The sequence below is a fragment of the Shewanella sp. GD03713 genome (genome assembly GCF_029843705.1).
In the GTDB taxonomy this organism is placed as follows: Bacteria; Pseudomonadota; Gammaproteobacteria; order Enterobacterales; family Shewanellaceae; genus Shewanella.
Genome location: NZ_JAOCIW010000001.1, coordinates 1170155 through 1189502 on the forward strand (window position 1 = coordinate 1170155; position 19348 = coordinate 1189502).

At 47.4% G+C, this 19348-nt stretch carries 15 protein-coding genes; 14 read left to right on the top strand and 1 reads right to left on the bottom strand.

The features are described 5' to 3' along the window. The first annotated feature begins 3 nt into the window (after positions 1-3). The 4 genes from infB to rpsO all read left to right on the top strand — a co-directional run bounded on the left by infB (position 4) and on the right by rpsO (position 4525). Complete coding sequence (gene infB / locus N5E87_RS05225; protein WP_086903704.1) at positions 4-2673, top strand: translation initiation factor IF-2; 2670 nt, start codon at positions 4-6, stop codon at positions 2671-2673. A gap of 62 nt (positions 2674-2735) precedes the next feature. After that, complete coding sequence (rbfA, locus tag N5E87_RS05230) at positions 2736-3176, top strand: 30S ribosome-binding factor RbfA (RefSeq protein WP_086903703.1); 441 nt, start codon at positions 2736-2738, stop codon at positions 3174-3176. Then, complete coding sequence (truB, locus tag N5E87_RS05235; protein WP_086903702.1) at positions 3176-4129, top strand: tRNA pseudouridine(55) synthase TruB; 954 nt, start codon at positions 3176-3178, stop codon at positions 4127-4129. The genes rbfA and truB overlap by 1 nt, the downstream gene beginning before the upstream one ends. Before the next feature lie 126 nt (positions 4130-4255). Next, positions 4256-4525, top strand: a complete 270-nt coding sequence (gene rpsO, locus N5E87_RS05240; RefSeq protein WP_011621820.1) for a 30S ribosomal protein S15 — start codon at positions 4256-4258, stop codon at positions 4523-4525. An 86-nt stretch (positions 4526-4611) separates the two neighbouring features. Here rpsO and N5E87_RS05245 read toward each other — a convergent pair whose 3' ends face one another. After that, positions 4612-6666, bottom strand: coding sequence for an EAL domain-containing protein (locus tag N5E87_RS05245; protein ID WP_086903701.1), 2055 nt, complete (start codon positions 6664-6666; stop codon positions 4612-4614). A 192-nt stretch (positions 6667-6858) separates the two neighbouring features. On the opposite strand from N5E87_RS05245, the gene pnp reads away from it, so the two are divergent. The 10 genes from pnp to N5E87_RS05290 all read left to right on the top strand — a co-directional run bounded on the left by pnp (position 6859) and on the right by N5E87_RS05290 (position 19294). Continuing rightward, on the top strand, positions 6859-8958 hold the full coding sequence (gene pnp, locus N5E87_RS05250; protein ID WP_011716147.1) for a polyribonucleotide nucleotidyltransferase: 2100 nt from the start codon (positions 6859-6861) through the stop codon (positions 8956-8958). Between the two features lie 191 nt (positions 8959-9149). Beyond that, positions 9150-10052, top strand: a complete 903-nt coding sequence (gene nlpI, locus N5E87_RS05255) for a lipoprotein NlpI (RefSeq protein ID WP_086903699.1) — start codon at positions 9150-9152, stop codon at positions 10050-10052. Positions 10053-10151: 99 nt separating this feature from the next. Next, complete coding sequence (gene prfC, locus N5E87_RS05260; RefSeq protein ID WP_011716148.1) at positions 10152-11732, top strand: peptide chain release factor 3; 1581 nt, start codon at positions 10152-10154, stop codon at positions 11730-11732. Positions 11733-11803: 71 nt separating this feature from the next. Beyond that, complete coding sequence (locus N5E87_RS23520) at positions 11804-11983, top strand: hypothetical protein (protein WP_041412565.1); 180 nt, start codon at positions 11804-11806, stop codon at positions 11981-11983. Between the two features lie 10 nt (positions 11984-11993). Next, positions 11994-12758, top strand: a complete 765-nt coding sequence (locus N5E87_RS05265) for a TatD family hydrolase (RefSeq protein ID WP_176370337.1) — start codon at positions 11994-11996, stop codon at positions 12756-12758. 176 nt (positions 12759-12934) lie between these two features. Continuing rightward, positions 12935-14194 carry a NupC/NupG family nucleoside CNT transporter gene (locus N5E87_RS05270; protein ID WP_011716150.1) on the top strand — a complete coding sequence of 420 codons (1260 nt, stop codon included), beginning with the start codon at positions 12935-12937 and terminating at the stop codon, positions 14192-14194. Positions 14195-14529: 335 nt separating this feature from the next. Beyond that, positions 14530-15369 carry an outer membrane protein OmpK gene (locus N5E87_RS05275; protein WP_011716151.1) on the top strand — a complete coding sequence of 280 codons (840 nt, stop codon included), beginning with the start codon at positions 14530-14532 and terminating at the stop codon, positions 15367-15369. Positions 15370-15783: 414 nt separating this feature from the next. Beyond that, positions 15784-16554: a deoxyribose-phosphate aldolase gene (gene deoC, locus N5E87_RS05280; RefSeq protein WP_011716152.1), complete on the top strand. Its 771-nt coding sequence runs from the start codon at positions 15784-15786 to the stop codon at positions 16552-16554. Positions 16555-16738: 184 nt separating this feature from the next. Next, on the top strand, positions 16739-18070 hold the full coding sequence (gene deoA, locus N5E87_RS05285) for a thymidine phosphorylase (RefSeq protein ID WP_011625502.1): 1332 nt from the start codon (positions 16739-16741) through the stop codon (positions 18068-18070). 9 nt (positions 18071-18079) lie between these two features. After that, positions 18080-19294, top strand: coding sequence for a phosphopentomutase (locus N5E87_RS05290; RefSeq protein WP_055647280.1), 1215 nt, complete (start codon positions 18080-18082; stop codon positions 19292-19294). Positions 19295-19348 lie beyond the last annotated feature (54 nt).

The following is a 19348-nucleotide window of genomic DNA, read 5'->3' on the forward strand; positions in this document are numbered from 1 at the left end:
CTGATGGCAGATACTACCGTAGAGAAATTGGCCACGGAAGTGGGTAAAAGTGTTGAACGTCTGATTGAGCAATTCTCTCAGGCCGGAATTAAGAAAGGCCAAACTGATAACGTGTCTGAAGCTGAGAAGCAACAGTTACTGGATTATCTGAAGAAGCAGCATGGCGGCGAAAGCGCACCGACCAAAATGACACTGCAACGTAAAACCGTATCGACCCTGAGTGTGGCCGGTAATGGTGGTCAATCTAAAGACGTTAAAGTAGAAGTACGTAAGACCCGTACTTTCGTTAAGCGTGACGTGAGCGAAGCGGTTCTGAAAGCTGAAGAAGAAGCCAAAGCGAAGGCAGAAGCTGAAGCTCAGGCAAAAGCTGAAGCAGAAGCCAAGGCCAAAGCGGAAGCCGAAGCTAAGGCTAAAGCAGACGCCGAAGCAAAAGCAGAAGCCAAGGCGAAAGCGGATGCTGAAGCAAAAGCTAAAGCCAAAGCGGCGACTGATGCGAAAACCACAAAAGATACTTCACCAGAAGCGGAAGCGGCACGTGTTGAAGCTGAGCGTTTAAAAGCGGCTCAAGCGGAAGCGACTAAGCGTAAGCAAGACGAAGAAGCGGCTAAAGCGGCTGAAAAAGCACGTCTGTTAGCGGAAGAAAACTCTAAGCGTTGGGACGAAGAAGAGCGTCAACGTAAAGAGGCTGAGCGTTACAGCGATCACCATATCACTACCTCTAAAGTGGCCCGTGCCGCTGAAGACTCATCGGATATGGATGAAGAAAAACGTGGTCGTCGTGCTCGTAACAAAAACACCGCCAAGACTAAACGTGGTGGTAAAGATGCTCGCGATGGTCGCGAAAAACACATGCGTAACCGCAGCACTGCGCCAGAATCAATGGCACACGGCTTTAACAAGCCAGTAGCTGCTGTTACCCGTGATGTACGTATCGGTGAAACCGTTACAGTGGCAGAACTTGCGCACTTAATGGCTGTTAAAGCGACTGAAATCATCAAGCAAATGATGAAGATGGGCTCAATGGTGACGATCAACCAAGTGTTAGATCAAGAAACTGCCCAATTAGTAGCCGAAGAAATGGGCCACAAAGTGGTACTGATCCGTGAAAACGAATTAGAGCAACAAGTACTGTCTGAGCGTGATGAAGAGGGCGGCGTTAAGCTTGAACCTCGTGCGCCAGTTGTGACCATCATGGGTCACGTTGACCACGGTAAAACGTCTCTGCTCGACTATATTCGCCGCGCGAAAGTGGCTGCGGGTGAGGCCGGTGGTATTACTCAGCATATCGGTGCATACCATGTTGAGACCGAAAACGGCATGATCACTTTCTTAGACACCCCAGGTCACGCCGCGTTTACCGCAATGCGTGCCCGTGGTGCTAAAGCGACTGACATCGTTGTACTGGTTGTTGCTGCCGATGACGGCGTAATGCCACAAACCATCGAAGCGATTCAACACGCTAAAGCCGGTAACGTGCCATTGATTGTTGCCGTCAACAAGATGGACAAACCAGAAGCCGATATCGACCGCGTGAAGAGTGAATTAGCGCAACACGGCGTTATGTCTGAAGATTGGGGCGGTGACAACATGTTCGCCTTCGTATCTGCTAAGACAGGTGCTGGCGTTGACGACCTACTCGAAGGCATTCTGCTGCAAGCTGAAGTATTAGAGCTTAAAGCGGTTCGTGACGGTATGGCGGCAGGTGTGGTTATCGAATCACAACTGGACAAAGGTCGCGGCCCTGTGGCAACGATTCTGGTTCAAGAAGGTACACTGCGCCAAGGCGACATCGTTCTGTGTGGTTTAGAGTACGGCAAAATCCGTGCGATGAAAGACGAAAACGGTCGTTCAATCACTGAAGCGGGCCCATCAATCCCTGTTGAGATCTTAGGTCTGTCAGGTGTGCCATCTGCCGGTGATGAAGCAACTGTGGTTCGCGACGAGCGTAAAGCCCGTGAAGTAGCCCTGTACCGTCAAGGCAAGTTCCGTGACGTGAAATTAGCACGTCAGCAGAAGTCTAAGCTGGAAAACATGTTCGCGAACATGACCGAAGGCGAAGTGAAGGAACTGAACATCGTTCTGAAGGCAGACGTTCAAGGTTCACTCGAAGCGATTACCGACTCCTTAATGGGTCTGTCTACCGACGAAGTGAAAGTGAACATCATCGCTCGCGGTGTGGGTGCTCTGACCGAAACCGACGCGACTTTAGCTGCGGCTTCTAACGCTATCATGGTTGGCTTTAACGTCCGTGCCGATGCACAGGCGCGTAAGACTATCGAAAGCGAAAGTGTTGACCTGCGTTACTACAGCGTTATCTATAATCTGATTGATGAAGTGAAAGCGGCGATGACGGGTATGTTGTCACCAGAGTTCAAGCAACAGATTATCGGTCTGGCTGAAGTACGTGACGTGTTCAAGTCACCCAAACTGGGCGCAATCGCCGGTTGTATGGTGACTGAAGGTACCATCAAGCGCAGCGCACCAATCCGCGTACTGCGTGATAACGTGGTGATCTTCGAAGGTGAACTCGAATCGCTACGTCGCTTTAAAGACGACGTTAACGAAGTTCGCAACGGCATGGAATGTGGTATCGGTGTTAAGAACTACAACGATGTCCGCGTGGGTGACCAAATCGAAGTATTCGAAACCGTCGAAGTGGCACGTACACTGTAACGATAAAGAGGGCGGCATTAGCCGCCCTTTCAATTTAATACATTAGCTATGGTAACTCTATTATGGCAAAAGAATTCAGTCGTACACGTCGCATAGCCCAGCAGTTGCAGCAAGAGCTGGCTGTTGTGTTACAACGCGACATGAAAGATCCCCGTATTGGTTTTGTAACCGTTAATGATGTCGATGTGTCCCGCGATTTAAGTTACGCCAAAGTGTTTGTGACTTTCTTCGAAGAAGACAAAGAGCTGGTGCAAGAAAAGCTCAATGCCTTGATTACAGCGGCGCCTTATATCCGTACTTTAGTTGCGGGCCGCATGAAGCTGAGAGTCATGCCTGAAATCCGTTTCGTGTATGACAGTTCATTGGTTGAAGGTATGCGTATGTCTAACCTCGTCAGCCAAGTGATCAACAGCGATAAAGCCAAGCAGCAACAGTTTGGTAGCGCCGACGATGTGACTGAGAATGACATCGACGAAGCTGATGACACCGAAGGTAAAGCGTAATGGCGAGACGTTCGAAGGGGCGCTTTATCGACGGTATTGTGTTGTTGGACAAAGCCACTGGCATGAGTTCCAACTTTGCATTACAACGGGTAAAGCGCTTTTTTAATGCCAACAAAGCGGGGCACACGGGCGCACTCGATCCCTTAGCAACGGGTATGCTACCTGTGTGTTTAGGCGAAGCGACTAAGTTTTCACAGCATCTGTTGGATTCGGATAAGCGTTATCTGGTTACCGCAAAACTGGGGCAACGCACAGATACTAGCGACTCCGACGGTGAAGTGGTGCAGACTCGCCCGCTCGAATTCACTGAGGCGCAGTTAATGTCCGCCTTAGAGCATTTTCGTGGCGATACCCAGCAAGTACCCTCCATGTATTCGGCGCTGAAATACCAAGGCCAGCCTTTGTATAAGTATGCCCGCGAGGGGATTGAAGTGCCGCGTGAGGCACGTCCAATCACTGTCTTTGAACTGAACTTCATCGGTCTAGAAGGCGATGAGCTGACCTTAGACATTCATTGTTCAAAGGGCACTTATATTCGCACTATCATCGATGATTTAGGTGAGATGCTCGGTTGTGGCGCCCATGTTATTATGCTGCGTCGTACTCAAGTCGCGCATTATCCCTACGACAAAATGGTCACCTTGGAGCAACTCGAAGCCCTAGTCGCTAAGGCGCAGGAAGAGCAGCTTGACCCAAGCAGTTTGCTGGACTCGTTGCTGCTACCTATGGATACGGCGGTTGCTGACTTTCCCGAGGTTAATGTGCCTGATGCAAGCGCAGCTTACTTAATGCAAGGTCAGGCGGTACGAGTCTCTGGACTCGTTGCAGATACATTGGTGCGCATTACGTTGGGCACTGAGCGTCGTTTCGTCGGAATTGGCGAGATGAACGAAGATGGCTTACTGGCACCTAAGCGTTTAGTCGTGCTCCACGACCAAGCTAAAGCATCTTAATTGATTATCTTGGGTTATTAATCCATCGCATTTATTGCGCGCGCCAAGGATTATGGGTAGAATAGCGCGCCCTCTGGCTGAGTTAGTGATCGGCTAGAGATTCACATTTTATATTTGGAGAGACACATGTCACTAAGTACTGAAGCGAAAGCAAAGATCCTGGCTGAATTTGGCCGTGGCGCAAACGACACTGGTTCAACTGAAGTTCAAGTTGCGCTGTTAACTGCTCAAATCAACCATTTGCAAGATCACTTCAAAGAGCACATCCACGATCACCACTCACGTCGTGGTCTGTTACGCATGGTTAGCGCTCGTCGTAAGTTATTAGCTTACCTGAAGCGTACTGAAGCAGCGCGTTACAATGAGCTGATCCAAAAGTTAGGTTTACGTCGTTAATCACGCGTTTACTGACATAAAAAAGGAGGCTAAGCCTCCTTTTTTATTGCCTCAAATTTACTCTTTTACACTCTCTCTTCGGTGCGTTAGGCGCCACGAAATCCATCAATATTGCTAATGGTTGCGGTTTGGTTTGCGATATACAGCGCCTCAAACTCTGCCTGGGGCAACGGCTGGCTAAAGTAGAAACCTTGGCCAATTTGACATTGATTACGCTTGAGCCAATCGAGTTGCTGCTCGTTTTCAATCCCTTCGGCCACAATCGTAAGATTCAATTGTTTACCTAACATCAAAATGGTCGAGGCAATCGCGCTGTCCCCTGGTAAGTCGGACACGAAGCAGCGGTCGATTTTCATGGTCGTGATCGGCAAATGGCGCAGATAAGACAGGGAAGAGTAGCCTGTTCCAAAGTCATCGACGGCAATACCAAATCCGGCCGACTTGAGCTGTTCTAACTTGTTGATCGCAAGCTCAATGTCATTCATCAACGATGTTTCGGTGATTTCAATTTCGAGCAATTCCGGTTGAATTTGGTAACGCAGCGCCATTTGCTTAATGTCCGACACTAAGCTGGCATCGGCAAACTGTTGTGACGCGACATTAATGGCAATCGGTATCGCATAGTTATATTTCTTCTGCCAGTCGCGCAGTACGCGGCAGCTCTGTTCTATAACCCAACGTCCAATCGGAATAATAATGCCGGTTTCTTCCGCCACCGGAATAAAGGAGATGGGGCTGATTAAGCGGCCATCTTTTTGCCAACGGATCAGGGCTTCACAAGCGGTTATCTTACCGCTTTGTAAATCCAATTTTGGCTGAAAGTAGAGCAAAAATTCATTGTTTTTCAAGGCATCATGTAGCGATGCTTCGGTACGGAGTCGCACCGCCGCACGCTCGGTCATCTGCTGTTTGAAGAAGGCCCATTGATTCGATCCTGCGGCCTTGGCGCTGTACATGGCGATATCGGCATGGCGGATAAGATCTTCGGCGCTGTTGCCATCTTCTGGATAGATGGAAATCCCAATCGATGCCGCTGGGTGAATCGCATGTTCATTCAGCTGAATCGGCACATTCAGCTGCACTAACAGTTTATCGACAAAGTCGGCGGCTTGATCGGGGGAGTGGACTGAGTCGGCTAGAATCACGAATTCATCGCCGCCTAGGCGTGATACTGACCCTTTATCGCCCACCACGCGTTCTAAAATACGGGCGATGCGGGCGAGGAATTGATCGCCAAGGGCGTGTCCGAGGGAGTCATTGATATTTTTGAAACGGTCTAAGTCGATAAACATCAACGCAAAACTGCTTTTATGAACCCGTGAGCGCTGGATAGTCACGGCAATGGTTTCGAGTAGTAGGGTACGATTGGGAAGGCCTGTTAATGGGTCTCGGGTGGCCATTTTACGCAGTTTAGATTGGGTCTGACTGAATTGAATAAGGATCTGGTTAAACTTCGATGTCACTAGGCCTAATTCATCATCCTTATGGGCGTTGGACATGGGCAGCAGGTTTTCATCGGGCGAATCGGGGGAAATCTTATCAATAGCTTCGCTGATCCTGGCTATTGGCTGTGTTAAGAAGCGGTGGAATACGACGGACAGCACTAAGGTGAGTAATAGCGCGCGGGCTAAGGTGGCAAAAAAGCTGAAGCGTAACTGGCTAAAGAGGGTGTTGGTCAGTTCCTGCGTGTCGTAAAAAATGGTTAACGTGCCGATAAGTTGCTGTTTTTGTGTGCCTTCAAAGTAAAAGGGCCGATACAAGGGCCGTGAGATTTCTTTTAAGTCATCAAAGAGTTTATTGCTAAGGCTGATAAAGGTTTGTGAGTTGTTTTTTTTATTATTGCTCACCGAAACAAACATCGAGCCATCATCGAGTTCAATCACCGCAGAGCCCACATGCTCTACTTTAATCGCCCCCTCTAGGGTTTGCCTTGCCAAATTATCATCTAAAGCCCAGACGGCGTTGGCGGCGGGTTGTTCTACAGAATCGAGTAATTCTTGTTGAGTGGTAGTGAGTTGCTGCTTGGTGGAGACGACGACGAGGGCGATTTCAACAATGAAGATGGCGATAGCGAAAAAAAGCGCTGTAAAAACGACGAGATTTGTTTGTTTCCAAGTTAGGGATTTAAAGCGACCCGTCATTCAACACATCCTTTATTATTGTTTTCGCTATGGGGATCTTGCGACATTAAGTTACAGCATAACTCTTTGTTCGTTTACCCACTTTAGTGAAAAGATAGACCTTTGTCATCATTATCTGCTCTTTATCTATTGTGGATAATTGCAGTATACTTACGCGCGTAATTCAAGGTCATTAATTAAGGAATGGGTCACGTGAATCCAATTGTAAAGAGTTTTGAGTATGGTCAACATACAGTCACCCTGGAAACAGGTGTTATTGCACGTCAAGCAGACGCTGCCGTTTTAGCTAGCATGGGTGACACGACAGTGTTAGTCACTGTTGTTGGTAAAAAAGAAGCTGAAGCAGGCCGTGACTTCTTTCCTCTGACTGTTAACTATCAAGAAAAGACCTACGCAGCAGGTAAAATTCCTGGTGGTTTCTTTAAGCGTGAAGGCCGTCCTTCAGAAGATGAGACATTAATCGCTCGCCTGATCGACCGTCCAATTCGTCCTCTTTTCCCTAATGGCTTCACAAACGAAGTTCAAGTGATCATTACTGTTGTATCTGTCGATCCACAAATCGAGCCGGATATTATTTCAATGATCGGTACTTCGGCTGCGCTTGCTATTTCGGGTATCCCATTCAGCGGCCCATTAGGTGCAGCGCGCGTGGGTTACATCAATGGCGAATACGTACTGAACCCAACAGTGACTCAGTTAGAAAGCAGCCAACTGAACCTAGTTGTTGCCGGTACTGAGAGCGCGGTATTGATGGTTGAGTCAGAAGCTCAAGCATTACCAGAAGAAGTGATGTTAGGCTCAGTGGTTTATGGCCATGACCAACAACAAGTGGTTATCAAAGCGATTGCTGAATTCAAAGCTGAAGCGGGTAAACCAGCTTGGAATTGGACTGCACCAGTTGCCAATGAAGCCTTAGTTGCTCAAGTTAAAGAATTAGCTGAAGACGGTTTAGCGCAAGCGTATCAAATTCAAGTTAAACAAGATCGTTATGCTCAAGTTGCTGTGGTTAAAGCCGCTGCTAAAGAAGCACTGTTGGCTGCAAACCCAGACGTCGATTTACGTGAAGTTGACGGTTTGCTCGGTAGCTTAGAGAAGAAAGTGGTTCGTGGTCGCATCATCCGTGGTGAGCCTCGTATCGACGGTCGTGAGCCAGACATGGTTCGTGCTCTCAGCGTATTAGCAGGCGTATTACCACGTACTCACGGTAGTGCACTGTTTACCCGTGGCGAAACTCAAGCACTGGTAACTTGTACTCTAGGTACTGAGCGTGACGCACAGAAGATTGATAGCATCATGGGCGAGCGTACTAACCGCTTTATGCTGCACTACAACTTCCCTCCTTACTCTGTGGGTGAGACAGGTATGGTGGGTTCACCTAAGCGTCGCGAAATCGGTCACGGCAAGTTAGCATGGCGTGGTATCAACGCAGTAATGCCAACGGCTGAAGAATTCCCATACAGCGTTCGCGTGGTTTCTGAAATCACTGAATCTAACGGTTCAAGCTCTATGGCATCAGTGTGTGGTACGTCTCTTGCGCTGATGGATGCGGGTGTACCAATCAAGACTTCTGTAGCGGGTATCGCTATGGGTCTAGTAAAAGAAGGCGACAACTTCGTTGTTCTGTCTGACATCTTAGGTGATGAAGACCACTTAGGTGACATGGACTTCAAAGTAGCCGGTACTCGTGACGGTGTGACTGCACTGCAGATGGACATCAAGATCGAAGGTATCACCAAAGAAATCATGGAAATTGCACTGCAACAAGCCTACGGCGCACGTGTACATATCCTGAACGTGATGGACCAAGCGATTGGTTCACACCGTGATGATATCTCTGACCACGCTCCACGTATCACAACTATCAAGATCAACCCAGAGAAGATCCGTGATGTTATCGGTAAAGGCGGCGCGGTTATTCGTGCGCTGACCGAAGAAACCGGCACCACTATCGAACTGGAAGATGACGGTACTGTGAAGATTGCTTCGTCAAATGGCGATGCAACCCGTGAAGCCATCCGTCGTATCGAAGAAATCACTTCTGAAGTTGAAGTGGGTCGTATCTACAACGGTAAAGTTATCCGTATCGTAGACTTCGGTGCCTTCGTTAACATTCTGCCAGGCAAAGATGGTTTAGTGCACATTTCGCAAATCAGCGATGAGCGTGTTGCTAACGTCTCTGACCACCTTGAACTGAACCAAGAAGTTACCGTTAAGGTAATGGAAGTGGATCGTCAAGGCCGTGTAAGACTGTCAATCAAAGAAGCACAGACTAAAGAAGCCGCTGCTGAATAATCGTCTTTACTGACATTATCGGCGTCAGTTTCGACATGACGTGACTAAAAGGAGATCAATTGATCTCCTTTTTGTTTGTTTAGGTTTAATAAAATTGCGTTTAATGCTATTCCTCAATAGCAGTCCTGAAGTGGGATTGCTATCATGAACATTCTTCTGCGTGGGTTGGGAATCTAAAAAGGTAGAAATGGATGAGTCTTAAAATTAGAACCGCTGTTGTTGCTGTGCTGGCGGGTGCCAGCTTGATGTTGGCTGGATGTGCGACCACTAAGTCTCCCTTAGACAACCAAAATGACGTTGAAGGCAAGTTAGTCATCGCCCCCGTGATGCCAGACTATAAAGTTGAAGTCACCCTTGCCAAGCTGAATGAAATATTATCGGCGGTTGAGCTAACCAACGAGCAGCGCGCACGTTTTCATTACGACCGTGGCGTGATTTACGACAGCGTTGGTTTACGCTTAATGGCGCGTATCGATTTTATGCAGGCGCTTAAACTGCAACCCGACTTAGCCGATGCCTATAATTTCCTTGGTATTTATTACACCCAAGAGGGTGAATACGATAGCGCTTATGAGGCGTTTGATGGGGTATTAGAGCTGTCGCCAAACTATGATTATGCCTACTTGAATCGCGGCATTGCGCTTTATTATGGCGATCGGAACGATCTCGCTTTAAAAGATATGCAGGCGTTTTATGCCGGCGACAATAAAGATGGTTACCGCGCCCTGTGGTTATATCTCATCCAGTCAAAGGATAACGCTGAAGAAGCTAAACGTCAGTTACAGGAGCACCGAAAGGGACTGGAAGCCGATGCCTGGTCAACCGTGATTGTTGATTATTACCTAGGCGTTAAGAGCCGCGAGCAGGTTTTTGCCGACGCCAAATTAGGCCTGACCCATCCCAAAGAATATGCTGAGCGTCTCTGTGAAGCGTATTTCTACCTCGCCAAAATCGAAATCGCCAAGAATCAATACCAAGAGGCGGCGAATTATTTCCGCCTTGCCCTCGCGACCAATATCTATGACTTTGTTGAGCACAGATATGCGCGAATTGAACTAGCCAAAGTTAAAGGTTTGCTCGAAGGCACAAAATAAGCCATATCGCCCGAGACACATCTTGGGCTTTACCTAGCCAAGTACGCACTGAGGCGCTATAATTTGCGCCTTTTTTAGCGATACGAGTGCATAGGTTAAATGTCAGACAATAAAGTAGAGGTCGATAAACGTCGCACCTTCGCGATTATATCGCACCCCGACGCGGGTAAAACCACCATTACCGAAAAAGTGCTGTTATTCGGAAACGCGCTGCAGAAAGCGGGTACCGTTAAGGGCAAAAAATCGGGTCAGCATGCTAAGTCTGACTGGATGGAAATGGAAAAAGACCGTGGTATTTCGATTACTACGTCTGTCATGCAGTTCCCCTATGGTGGCGCGCTCGTTAACCTACTCGACACTCCCGGCCACGAAGACTTCTCGGAAGATACTTACCGCACCTTGACGGCGGTTGACTCTTGCTTGATGGTTATCGACTCGGCAAAAGGCGTAGAGGATCGTACCATCAAATTGATGGAAGTAACGCGTCTGCGCGATACGCCTATCGTCACCTTTATGAACAAACTCGACCGTGATATTCGCGATCCCATCGAACTGATGGACGAGGTTGAGGATGTTCTCAATATCGCTTGTGCGCCTATCACTTGGCCTATTGGCAGCGGTAAAGAGTTTAAAGGTGTTTACCATATTCTGCGTGATGAAGTGGTACTGTACCAGAGCGGTATGGGACACACGATTCAAGAGCGTCGCGTGATTGAAGGCATCGATAACCCTGAGCTGGATAAAGCGATTGGTAGTTATGCTGCTGATTTACGTGATGAAATGGAACTGGTTCGCGGTGCATCGAATGAATTTGATCATCAAGCCTTCTTAAAGGGTGAACTTACGCCAGTCTTCTTCGGTACCGCTTTGGGTAACTTCGGTGTTGACCATATCCTCGATGGTATTGTGGAGTGGGCACCAAAGCCGTTGCCTCGTGAAAGCGATGCGCGGATGATCATGCCTGACGAAGAAAAATTCACCGGTTTTGTGTTTAAAATCCAAGCTAACATGGATCCTAAACACCGTGACCGCGTTGCCTTTATGCGTGTTTGCTCTGGTCGCTATGAGCAAGGCATGAAGATGCACCATGTGCGCATCGGCAAAGATGTTAACGTCAGCGATGCCTTGACCTTTATGGCGGGTGACCGTGAACGTGCTGAAGTGGCGTATCCTGGTGATATTATTGGTTTACATAACCACGGGACCATTCGTATCGGTGATACTTTCACCCAAGGTGAAAAGTTCCGCTTTACCGGTGTACCTAACTTCGCACCTGAAATGTTCCGCCGTATTCGTCTGCGTGATCCACTCAAGCAAAAACAATTGCTTAAGGGTCTCGTTCAGTTGTCTGAAGAAGGTGCCGTGCAGGTGTTCCGTCCATTAGATTCGAACGATTTAATCGTTGGTGCTGTGGGTGTGCTGCAGTTTGAAGTGGTTGTCGGCCGCTTAAAGAGCGAGTACAACGTTGAAGCGATTTACGAAGGTATTAGCGTTTCAACGGCCCGCTGGGTTTATTGTAAAGATGAGCGTAAGCTAGAAGAGTTCCGCCGTAAGTGCAGCCAAAACTTGGCGCTCGATGGTGGCGATAACTTAACTTATATTGCGCCAACTATGGTTAACTTAAATCTTTCGATGGAAAGATACCCTGATATCGAGTTCGCTAAAACGCGCGAACACTAACAGGTAAGTAACCTAGGGTAAAAGGCGGTGATTCACCGCCTTTTTTGTATCTACAATTTGTGGGATGACTCATGATTCATTGGATAACTCGGGCGTGGCGTGCCTATATTCGTTGGTGTGACAAGATGGGGCTGACGCCAGAGAATCGCCGTTGTTGTATGCCTCGATTGGAGGACCCGCCATTAGCCCGCAACAAGCCGAATTGCCAAGAAAAGGCGCCTGCACCCCAAGGAGAAACAAAATCGGAGTAACAGATTGATGATGCTAGATACCCACGCACACCTCGATTTCGCAGAGTTTGATAGTGACCGCGAACAGGTCGTGCAGCGTATGCGACAAGCGGGCATCGATAATCTGATTATTCCGGGAGTTTCCCCGCTGCATTGGGAAAAGCAGTTGGCGATTGCAGAGCAATATCAATGTTATTTTGCCTTAGGTATCCATCCTTGGTTTTGCCCCGAAGATGTTGATAAGGCTATTTCTACATTAACATTTCAAGTTTCTCAGTTACGAGAATGTCCCCGTTTTGTTGCTATTGGTGAATGCGGATTAGACAAACTTTATGCTGATAATTGGAGTAAACAGTTAGCATTTTTCGATGCGCAGCTAACTCTCGCCAATGAGCTGAACTTGCCCGTTATCGTCCATGCAGTCAAAGCTCATCAAGAGGTATTGTCCCATTTAAAGCGCCACAAACTCCCAAAAGGTGGCGTAATACACGCCTTTTCTGGCAGTCCCGATATAGCTGCTGAATATATTAAGTTGGGTTTTAAGCTAGGTATTGGGGGCTTAGTGATGAATCCCAATGCGAAAAAACTGCTCAAAACCGTCAGCGAATTGCCCCTAGACAGCTTCCTACTTGAGACTGATTCTCCTGCCATGACCCCGCAAAATGTTACAGAAAAACGGAATCAACCCGCTAACGCTGTACTTTTTATAGACAAAATTGCAACTTTGCAAAAAAAATCTAGTGTTCTAATATCAGAACACTTGGTGTCGAATGCAATGCAACTGTTTGACCTTTAGTTGTTTTTGGTTAAACAGGTGTAGGTCGCAATAGCATTTTGCTCTAAGCGGTTGAAATTAAACTCCAAAATTTTGATCAAAACGACGATTTTCGACTTTCTCTCGGGTATAATCTGACTCGGAAATAGGTTGATTAACAACATAATTAAAAAGTGTTAACAATAGGGTGATGGTTAATGAATATATTGATGAGCTTAGTAGGGGTGGTCGTCCTACTTGCGATAGGTTTCCTCCTATCGAATAACAAAAAAGCAATTAACTTGCGTACTGTGGGTGGTGCATTAGCCATCCAGGCCGCCTTCGGTGGTTTTGTACTGTACGTTCCTGTCGGTAAAGATATCCTGAAAAGTGTATCTGACGCGGTTTCTAGCGTTATCGGTTATGCACAAAACGGTATCGGCTTCCTGTTCGGTGATTTAGCTAACTTCAAACTTGGCTTTATCTTCGCGGTAAACGTGTTGCCAGTTATCGTGTTCTTCTCTTCTCTGATCGCCGTTCTGTACTACTTAGGCATCATGCAGTGGATCATCCGTATCATCGGTGGTGGTCTGCAAAAAGCATTAGGCACAAGCCGTACTGAATCTATGTCTGCGACTGCTAACATCTTCGTTGGTCAAACTGAAGCGCCGTTAGTGGTTCGTCCATTCATCCCAACTATGACTCAATCAGAACTGTTTGCGATCATGGTGGGTGGTTTAGCTTCTATCGCAGGTTCAGTACTTGCTGGTTACGCGCAAATGGGCGTGCCTATTGAGTACTTAGTTGCTGCGTCATTCATGGCGGCACCAGGTGGTCTATTAATGGCTAAACTGATGCACCCAGAGACTGAAGTTGCTAAAAACGACATGGATGAATTACCAGAAGATCCTGATAAGCCAGCTAACGTCTTAGACGCTGCTGCTGCGGGTGCTTCATCTGGTATGCACTTAGCGTTAAACGTTGGTGCAATGCTGTTAGCCTTCGTTGGTTTGATCGCAATGATCAACGGCATCATCGGTGGTGTAGGTGGTTGGTTCGGTGTTGAAGGTTTAACACTGGAACTGATCCTTGGTTACATCTTCATGCCTTTAGCTTTCTTAATCGGTGTACCTTGGAACGAAGCACTGGTTGCTGGTTCTTTCATCGGTCAGAAGATCGTTGTTAACGAATTCGTAGCTTACCTGAACTTTGCTCCATACCTAAAAGACATCGCTGATGGCGGTATGATTGTTGCTGACACTGGTTTAGCAATGACTGACAGAACCAAAGCGATTATTTCATTTGCACTGTGTGGTTTCGCTAACTTGTCTTCTATTGCGATTCTGCTAGGTGGTTTAGGTGCTATGGCTCCTAACCGTCGTCACGATTTAGCTAAGTTAGGTATCCGTGCTGTTATCGCCGGTTCTTTAGCTAACTTAATGAGTGCAACAATTGCAGGTCTGTTCTTAGCTATCTAAGCATAGACGTGTAGGGGAGACGCTCCCCACTAACTGGGTCCTGACCATGCAGGGCGGGACCTAAGTTAATTCAACCATTTTCCAGTAGTGAATATTTCCCGATTGTATAGGCCAGATTACAACTAGACTTTAGCTGTGATGCTGTCTTAACAGTCGTGACGTACGGTTAAGTTAATTAATCGTAAACAACAAGTCGCGACTTTGTTCACAATTAAGAATTTTGTGTTCGTGATTTTACGCCAGATTATTGAGATTTTTTTTAATCGAGGTAGAATGCGAGCGCCACAAAAAGAACGCTACCCTTGACGGTAGCAAACAAAATAATGGGGTTGATGATGAAAAACGTTAAAACTTTAGCTTTAGCTGCTACAGCAGTAGCTGCAATGTCTGGTAACGCATTTGCTGCAGACCGTTCAGACCTTCACGGTTCTGACTACAAGTGGATGCAGTTCAACGCTATGTACTCTATCGGCGAAAAGCCTGATAACCCAGCTTCTGGCGACCAACACAACTACTTAGAAATGGAGTTCGGCGGCCGTTCTGGTATTTTCGATCTGTATGGTTATGTTGACGTATTCAACTTAGCAAACGAGAACACCAAAGACGGTGACAAGAACCCAGGTTCAGGCACCAGCAAACTGTTCATGAAATTTGCTCCACGTGTTTCTATCGATGCATTAACTGGTAAAGATTTATCTTTCGGTCCAGTACAAGAAGTTTACTTCTCTACTCTGTTCAACTGGGACGGTCTGAACGGTGAAGGCGTTAACTCTACTTTCTGGGGTGTTGGTGCTGACGTAAACGTGCCTTGGTTAGGCAAAACAGGTATGAACCTGTACGGTTATTACGACATGAACGCGAAAGAGTGGAACGGTTACCAATTCTCTGCTAACTGGTTCAAGCCTTTCTACTTCTTCGACAACAAGAGCTTCCTGTCATTCCAAGGTTACATCGATTACCAATTCGGTGCTGACGAAGACAAGACTGCTTTCGTACCAAAAACCTCTAACGGTGGTAACATCTTCTTCGGTCTATACTGGCACTCAGATCGTTACGCTCTGGGCTATGGCTTGAAAGGCTTCAAAGACGTTTACCTGTTAGAAGACGGTGCTGGTGCACTGGCTCTAGAATCAACAGGTTGGTCTCACTACCTGTCAGCTACTTACAAGTTCTAATTTCTTGTAAAAGCCGTTGGAGCCGCGATGGCGGCTCCATCTTTTATGTGTCATGAATCTTTATCTAAACCCATTTATAATTTGAGCAGTGCGTTTATATAAAGGTTTGTGTTTTTCTCGCGCTAAAACGGATTTTTCGCGGAAAAGTAGGAACAAGACATTATTCGTATCCTCTCTTCCGGTCTTCAAGGATTCAAGTCGTGATCACTTATAGTTCATTTAAGTGTCAGGATGCGTATGTGTTATGCATAGGCAAGATTGAATACCTAATAAAAATGTAATTTGCCCTACACAAATTACTCGGCATCGCCTGAAGGCCCGGCCATATAAAAATAATCAAAATAATGCCAGCTCTGAGCGTTGCGTATAAGCGACTGATTTCTATTTATTTGTTTTTTATTTTGGAGAGCTATTATGACTGATTTAAAAAAAGCAGCACAACGCGCCATCGAACTTATGGATTTAACCACCTTAAACGATGACGATACCGATCAGAAAGTGATCGACCTGTGTCACAAAGCCGTGACACCAGCGGGTAATACTGCTGCCATCTGTATCTATCCTCGCTTCATTCCTATCGCACGTAAGACCCTCGATGAGCTGGGCGCAGAAGACATTCAAATCGCAACAGTAACCAATTTCCCACACGGTAACGATGATATTGCTATTGCTGTATTAGAAACCCGTGCCGCCGTTGCCTATGGTGCCGATGAAGTTGACGTGGTATTCCCATACCGCGCGCTGATGGAAGGTAACGAAAGTGTCGGTTACGAGTTAGTCAAAGCCTGTAAAGAAGCCTGTGGCGATGTATTACTGAAAGTGATTATCGAATCAGGTGTATTAGCCGATCCTGCGCTTATCCGCCGCGCCTCTGAACTGTCTATCGATGCGGGTGCTGATTTTATCAAGACCTCTACCGGTAAAGTACCTGTCAACGCGACCCTTGAAGCGGCCGAAATCATGCTGACTGTGATCAGTGAAAAGAACACCAAAGTGGGCTTTAAGCCTGCTGGCGGCGTACGTGATGCTGCTCAAGCTGCAGAGTTTTTAGGTGTGGCTGAGCGTATTCTCGGTGCGGATTGGGTCTCTCCACGTACCTTTAGATTTGGTGCTTCAAGCTTACTCAACAGCTTGTTACACACATTAGAATTAGCCGATGCGCCTAAGCCGACTCAAGGCTATTAATCGAACATTGCATCTCGATTAATACCAAAATCGTATATCGAAACTAATTAAGTGTGACCTAAATCTAGTTGGAAACATCAAAACTTCGATAGCATGTAATTGTAATATTGCTACAGTTTTGATGTTTCATTGCAAAGCTAAATAACGGATATGTTGTATTAGTATTTAGCTTGGAGGCAGTATCATGTTTCTAGCTCAGGAAATTATACGTAAGAAACGCAATGGGTTAGCCTTAAGTACAGAAGAGATCCAGTTCTTCGTTAAGGGCATAACCACTAATGCAGTGTCGGAAGGTCAGATCGCCGCACTAGGCATGGCTGTGTATTTTAATGACATGAATATGGATGAAAGAATCGCTTTGACCACGGCAATGCGCGATTCTGGCACTGTACTCAACTGGCAATCACTTGGTCTGAATGGCCCTGTCATCGATAAACACAGTACAGGTGGTGTCGGTGATGTGATTAGTCTCATGCTCGGCCCCATGGCTGCGGCTTGCGGTGGTTATGTGCCGATGATTTCGGGTCGCGGACTCGGACACACAGGCGGTACGCTCGATAAGTTCGACGCTATTCCCGGTTATCAAACCGAACCTTCGAGTGAATTGTTCCGCAAAGTAGTTAAAGACGTTGGTGTGGCGATTATCGGCCAAACTGGCGATCTGGTTCCCGCCGATAAACGTTTTTATTCCATCCGTGACAACACTGCGACCGTCGAATCCATCTCCCTCATCACCGCCTCAATTCTCTCTAAGAAATTAGCTTGTAGTCTCGATGCATTGGCGATGGACGTCAAAGTCGGTAGCGGCGCATTTATGCCAACCTACGAAGCCTCTGAAGAGCTTGCTCGTAGTATTGCAGCGGTAGCCAATGGCGCTGGTACTAAAACAACGGCCTTACTCACTGACATGAACCAAGTATTAGCCTCGTGTGCGGGGAATGCGGTTGAAGTGAAAGAAGCCATCGACTTCTTAACCGGTGCTTACCGTAATCCTCGTCTGTACGCTGTGACTATGGGTCTTTGTGCCGAGATGTTACTCCTTGGTGGCCTCGCGACCGATGAAGCGGATGCCCGTGCCAAGTTAAACCGCGTATTAGATAACGGCCGCGCTGCCGAGATCTTTGGCAAGATGGTTTCAGGCCTCGGTGGTCCAGTCGATTTTGTCGAAAACTACAGTAAGTACTTACCGCAATCGCAAATTATTCGCCCAGTCTTTGCCGATACCCAAGGTTATGCCCACAGCATGGACACCCGCGAACTCGGTTTAGCTGTGGTTACCTTAGGTGGTGGTCGTCGCAAGCCTGGTGATGCACTCGACTACAGTGTTGGTCTGACGCAAGTCTGTGCCCTTGGCGATAAGATTGATGCTTCAACACCGATTGCCGTGATCCACGCACAATCTGAAGATGCCTTTGCTCAGGCGGAAGAAGCCGTGAAAAAAGCGATTCGTATTGATGAAGTCGCTCCAGAAAAAACACCTGAGATCTATGCTTATATCCGAGCAGCGGATCTTTAAGGAAGAATTATGAAACGTACAGTTATAATGATGTTGGATTCCTTTGGCGTGGGCGCCGCTGGCGATGCCGCCAAGTTTGGGGATCTAGGTTCTGATACTTTTGGCCATATCGCTAAAGCGTGTGCCGAAGGTAAAGCCGATATCGGCCGTGAAGGCCCGTTAACGCTGCCAAACTTGGCGCGTTTAGGTTTAGCCCATGCGGCGATGGAAAGCACGGGGGCGTTTGCTCCAGGCTTTGCGGACAATGTTGAGCTGATTGGTGCCTATGGCCACGCTCAAGAATTAAGTTCGGGTAAAGATACCCCGAGCGGTCACTGGGAAATGGCGGGTGTGCCCGTATTATTTGACTGGGGCTATTTCAGCGAGCACCAAAACTCGTTCCCTAAAGAGCTGACAGATAAGATTCTAGCCCGTGCAGGACTCGATGGCTTTTTAGGTAACTGCCATGCTTCTGGTACCACGATTCTGGAAGAGTTAGGCGAAGAGCACATGCGTTCTGGCAAGCCGATTTTTTACACTTCGGCGGATTCGGTATTCCAGATTGCCTGCCATGAAGGCACATTTGGTTTAGAAAATTTATATCGTCTTTGCGAAATCGCCCGTGAAGAGTTAGAGCCTTACAACATTGGTCGCGTGATTGCGCGTCCATTCGATGGCACAGGCCCAAGCGACTTTGCTCGTACTGGTAACCGTAAGGATTACTCCCTCGAGCCGCCAGCGAAGACAGTATTAGATAAGTTAAAAGCCGCCGGTGGTGAAGTCGTGAGTGTGGGCAAGATTGCCGATATTTACGCTTACTGTGGCATCACCAAAAAGGTGAAGGCAAACGGTTTAGAAGCGCTATTTGATGCGACTTTAGCCGAAGTGAAATCAGCGGGTGAAAATACTATTGTATTCACTAACTTTGTTGATTTTGACTCCCACTATGGTCACCGCCGTGATGTGGCAGGTTATGCGAAAGGGCTGGAGTATTTCGACTCGCGTTTACCAGAAATGCTCGCGTTGCTGGATGAGGACGATCTGTTAATCCTCACCGCTGACCATGGTTGCGACCCAACATGGCAAGGTACTGACCATACCCGTGAATATGTGCCTGTATTGGCCTATGGCGCAGGGCTGAAAGCGGGTTCACTCGGTCGCCGTAACAGTTTCGCCGATATCGGCCAATCTATCGCAAGTTACTTCAAGCTTGAGCCGATGGAATACGGTGAGTCGTTTATCTAAGTAAACGTGCAAGATCTCGATTTGGCGGCCAACATTGGGCCGCCAGTAAACAAA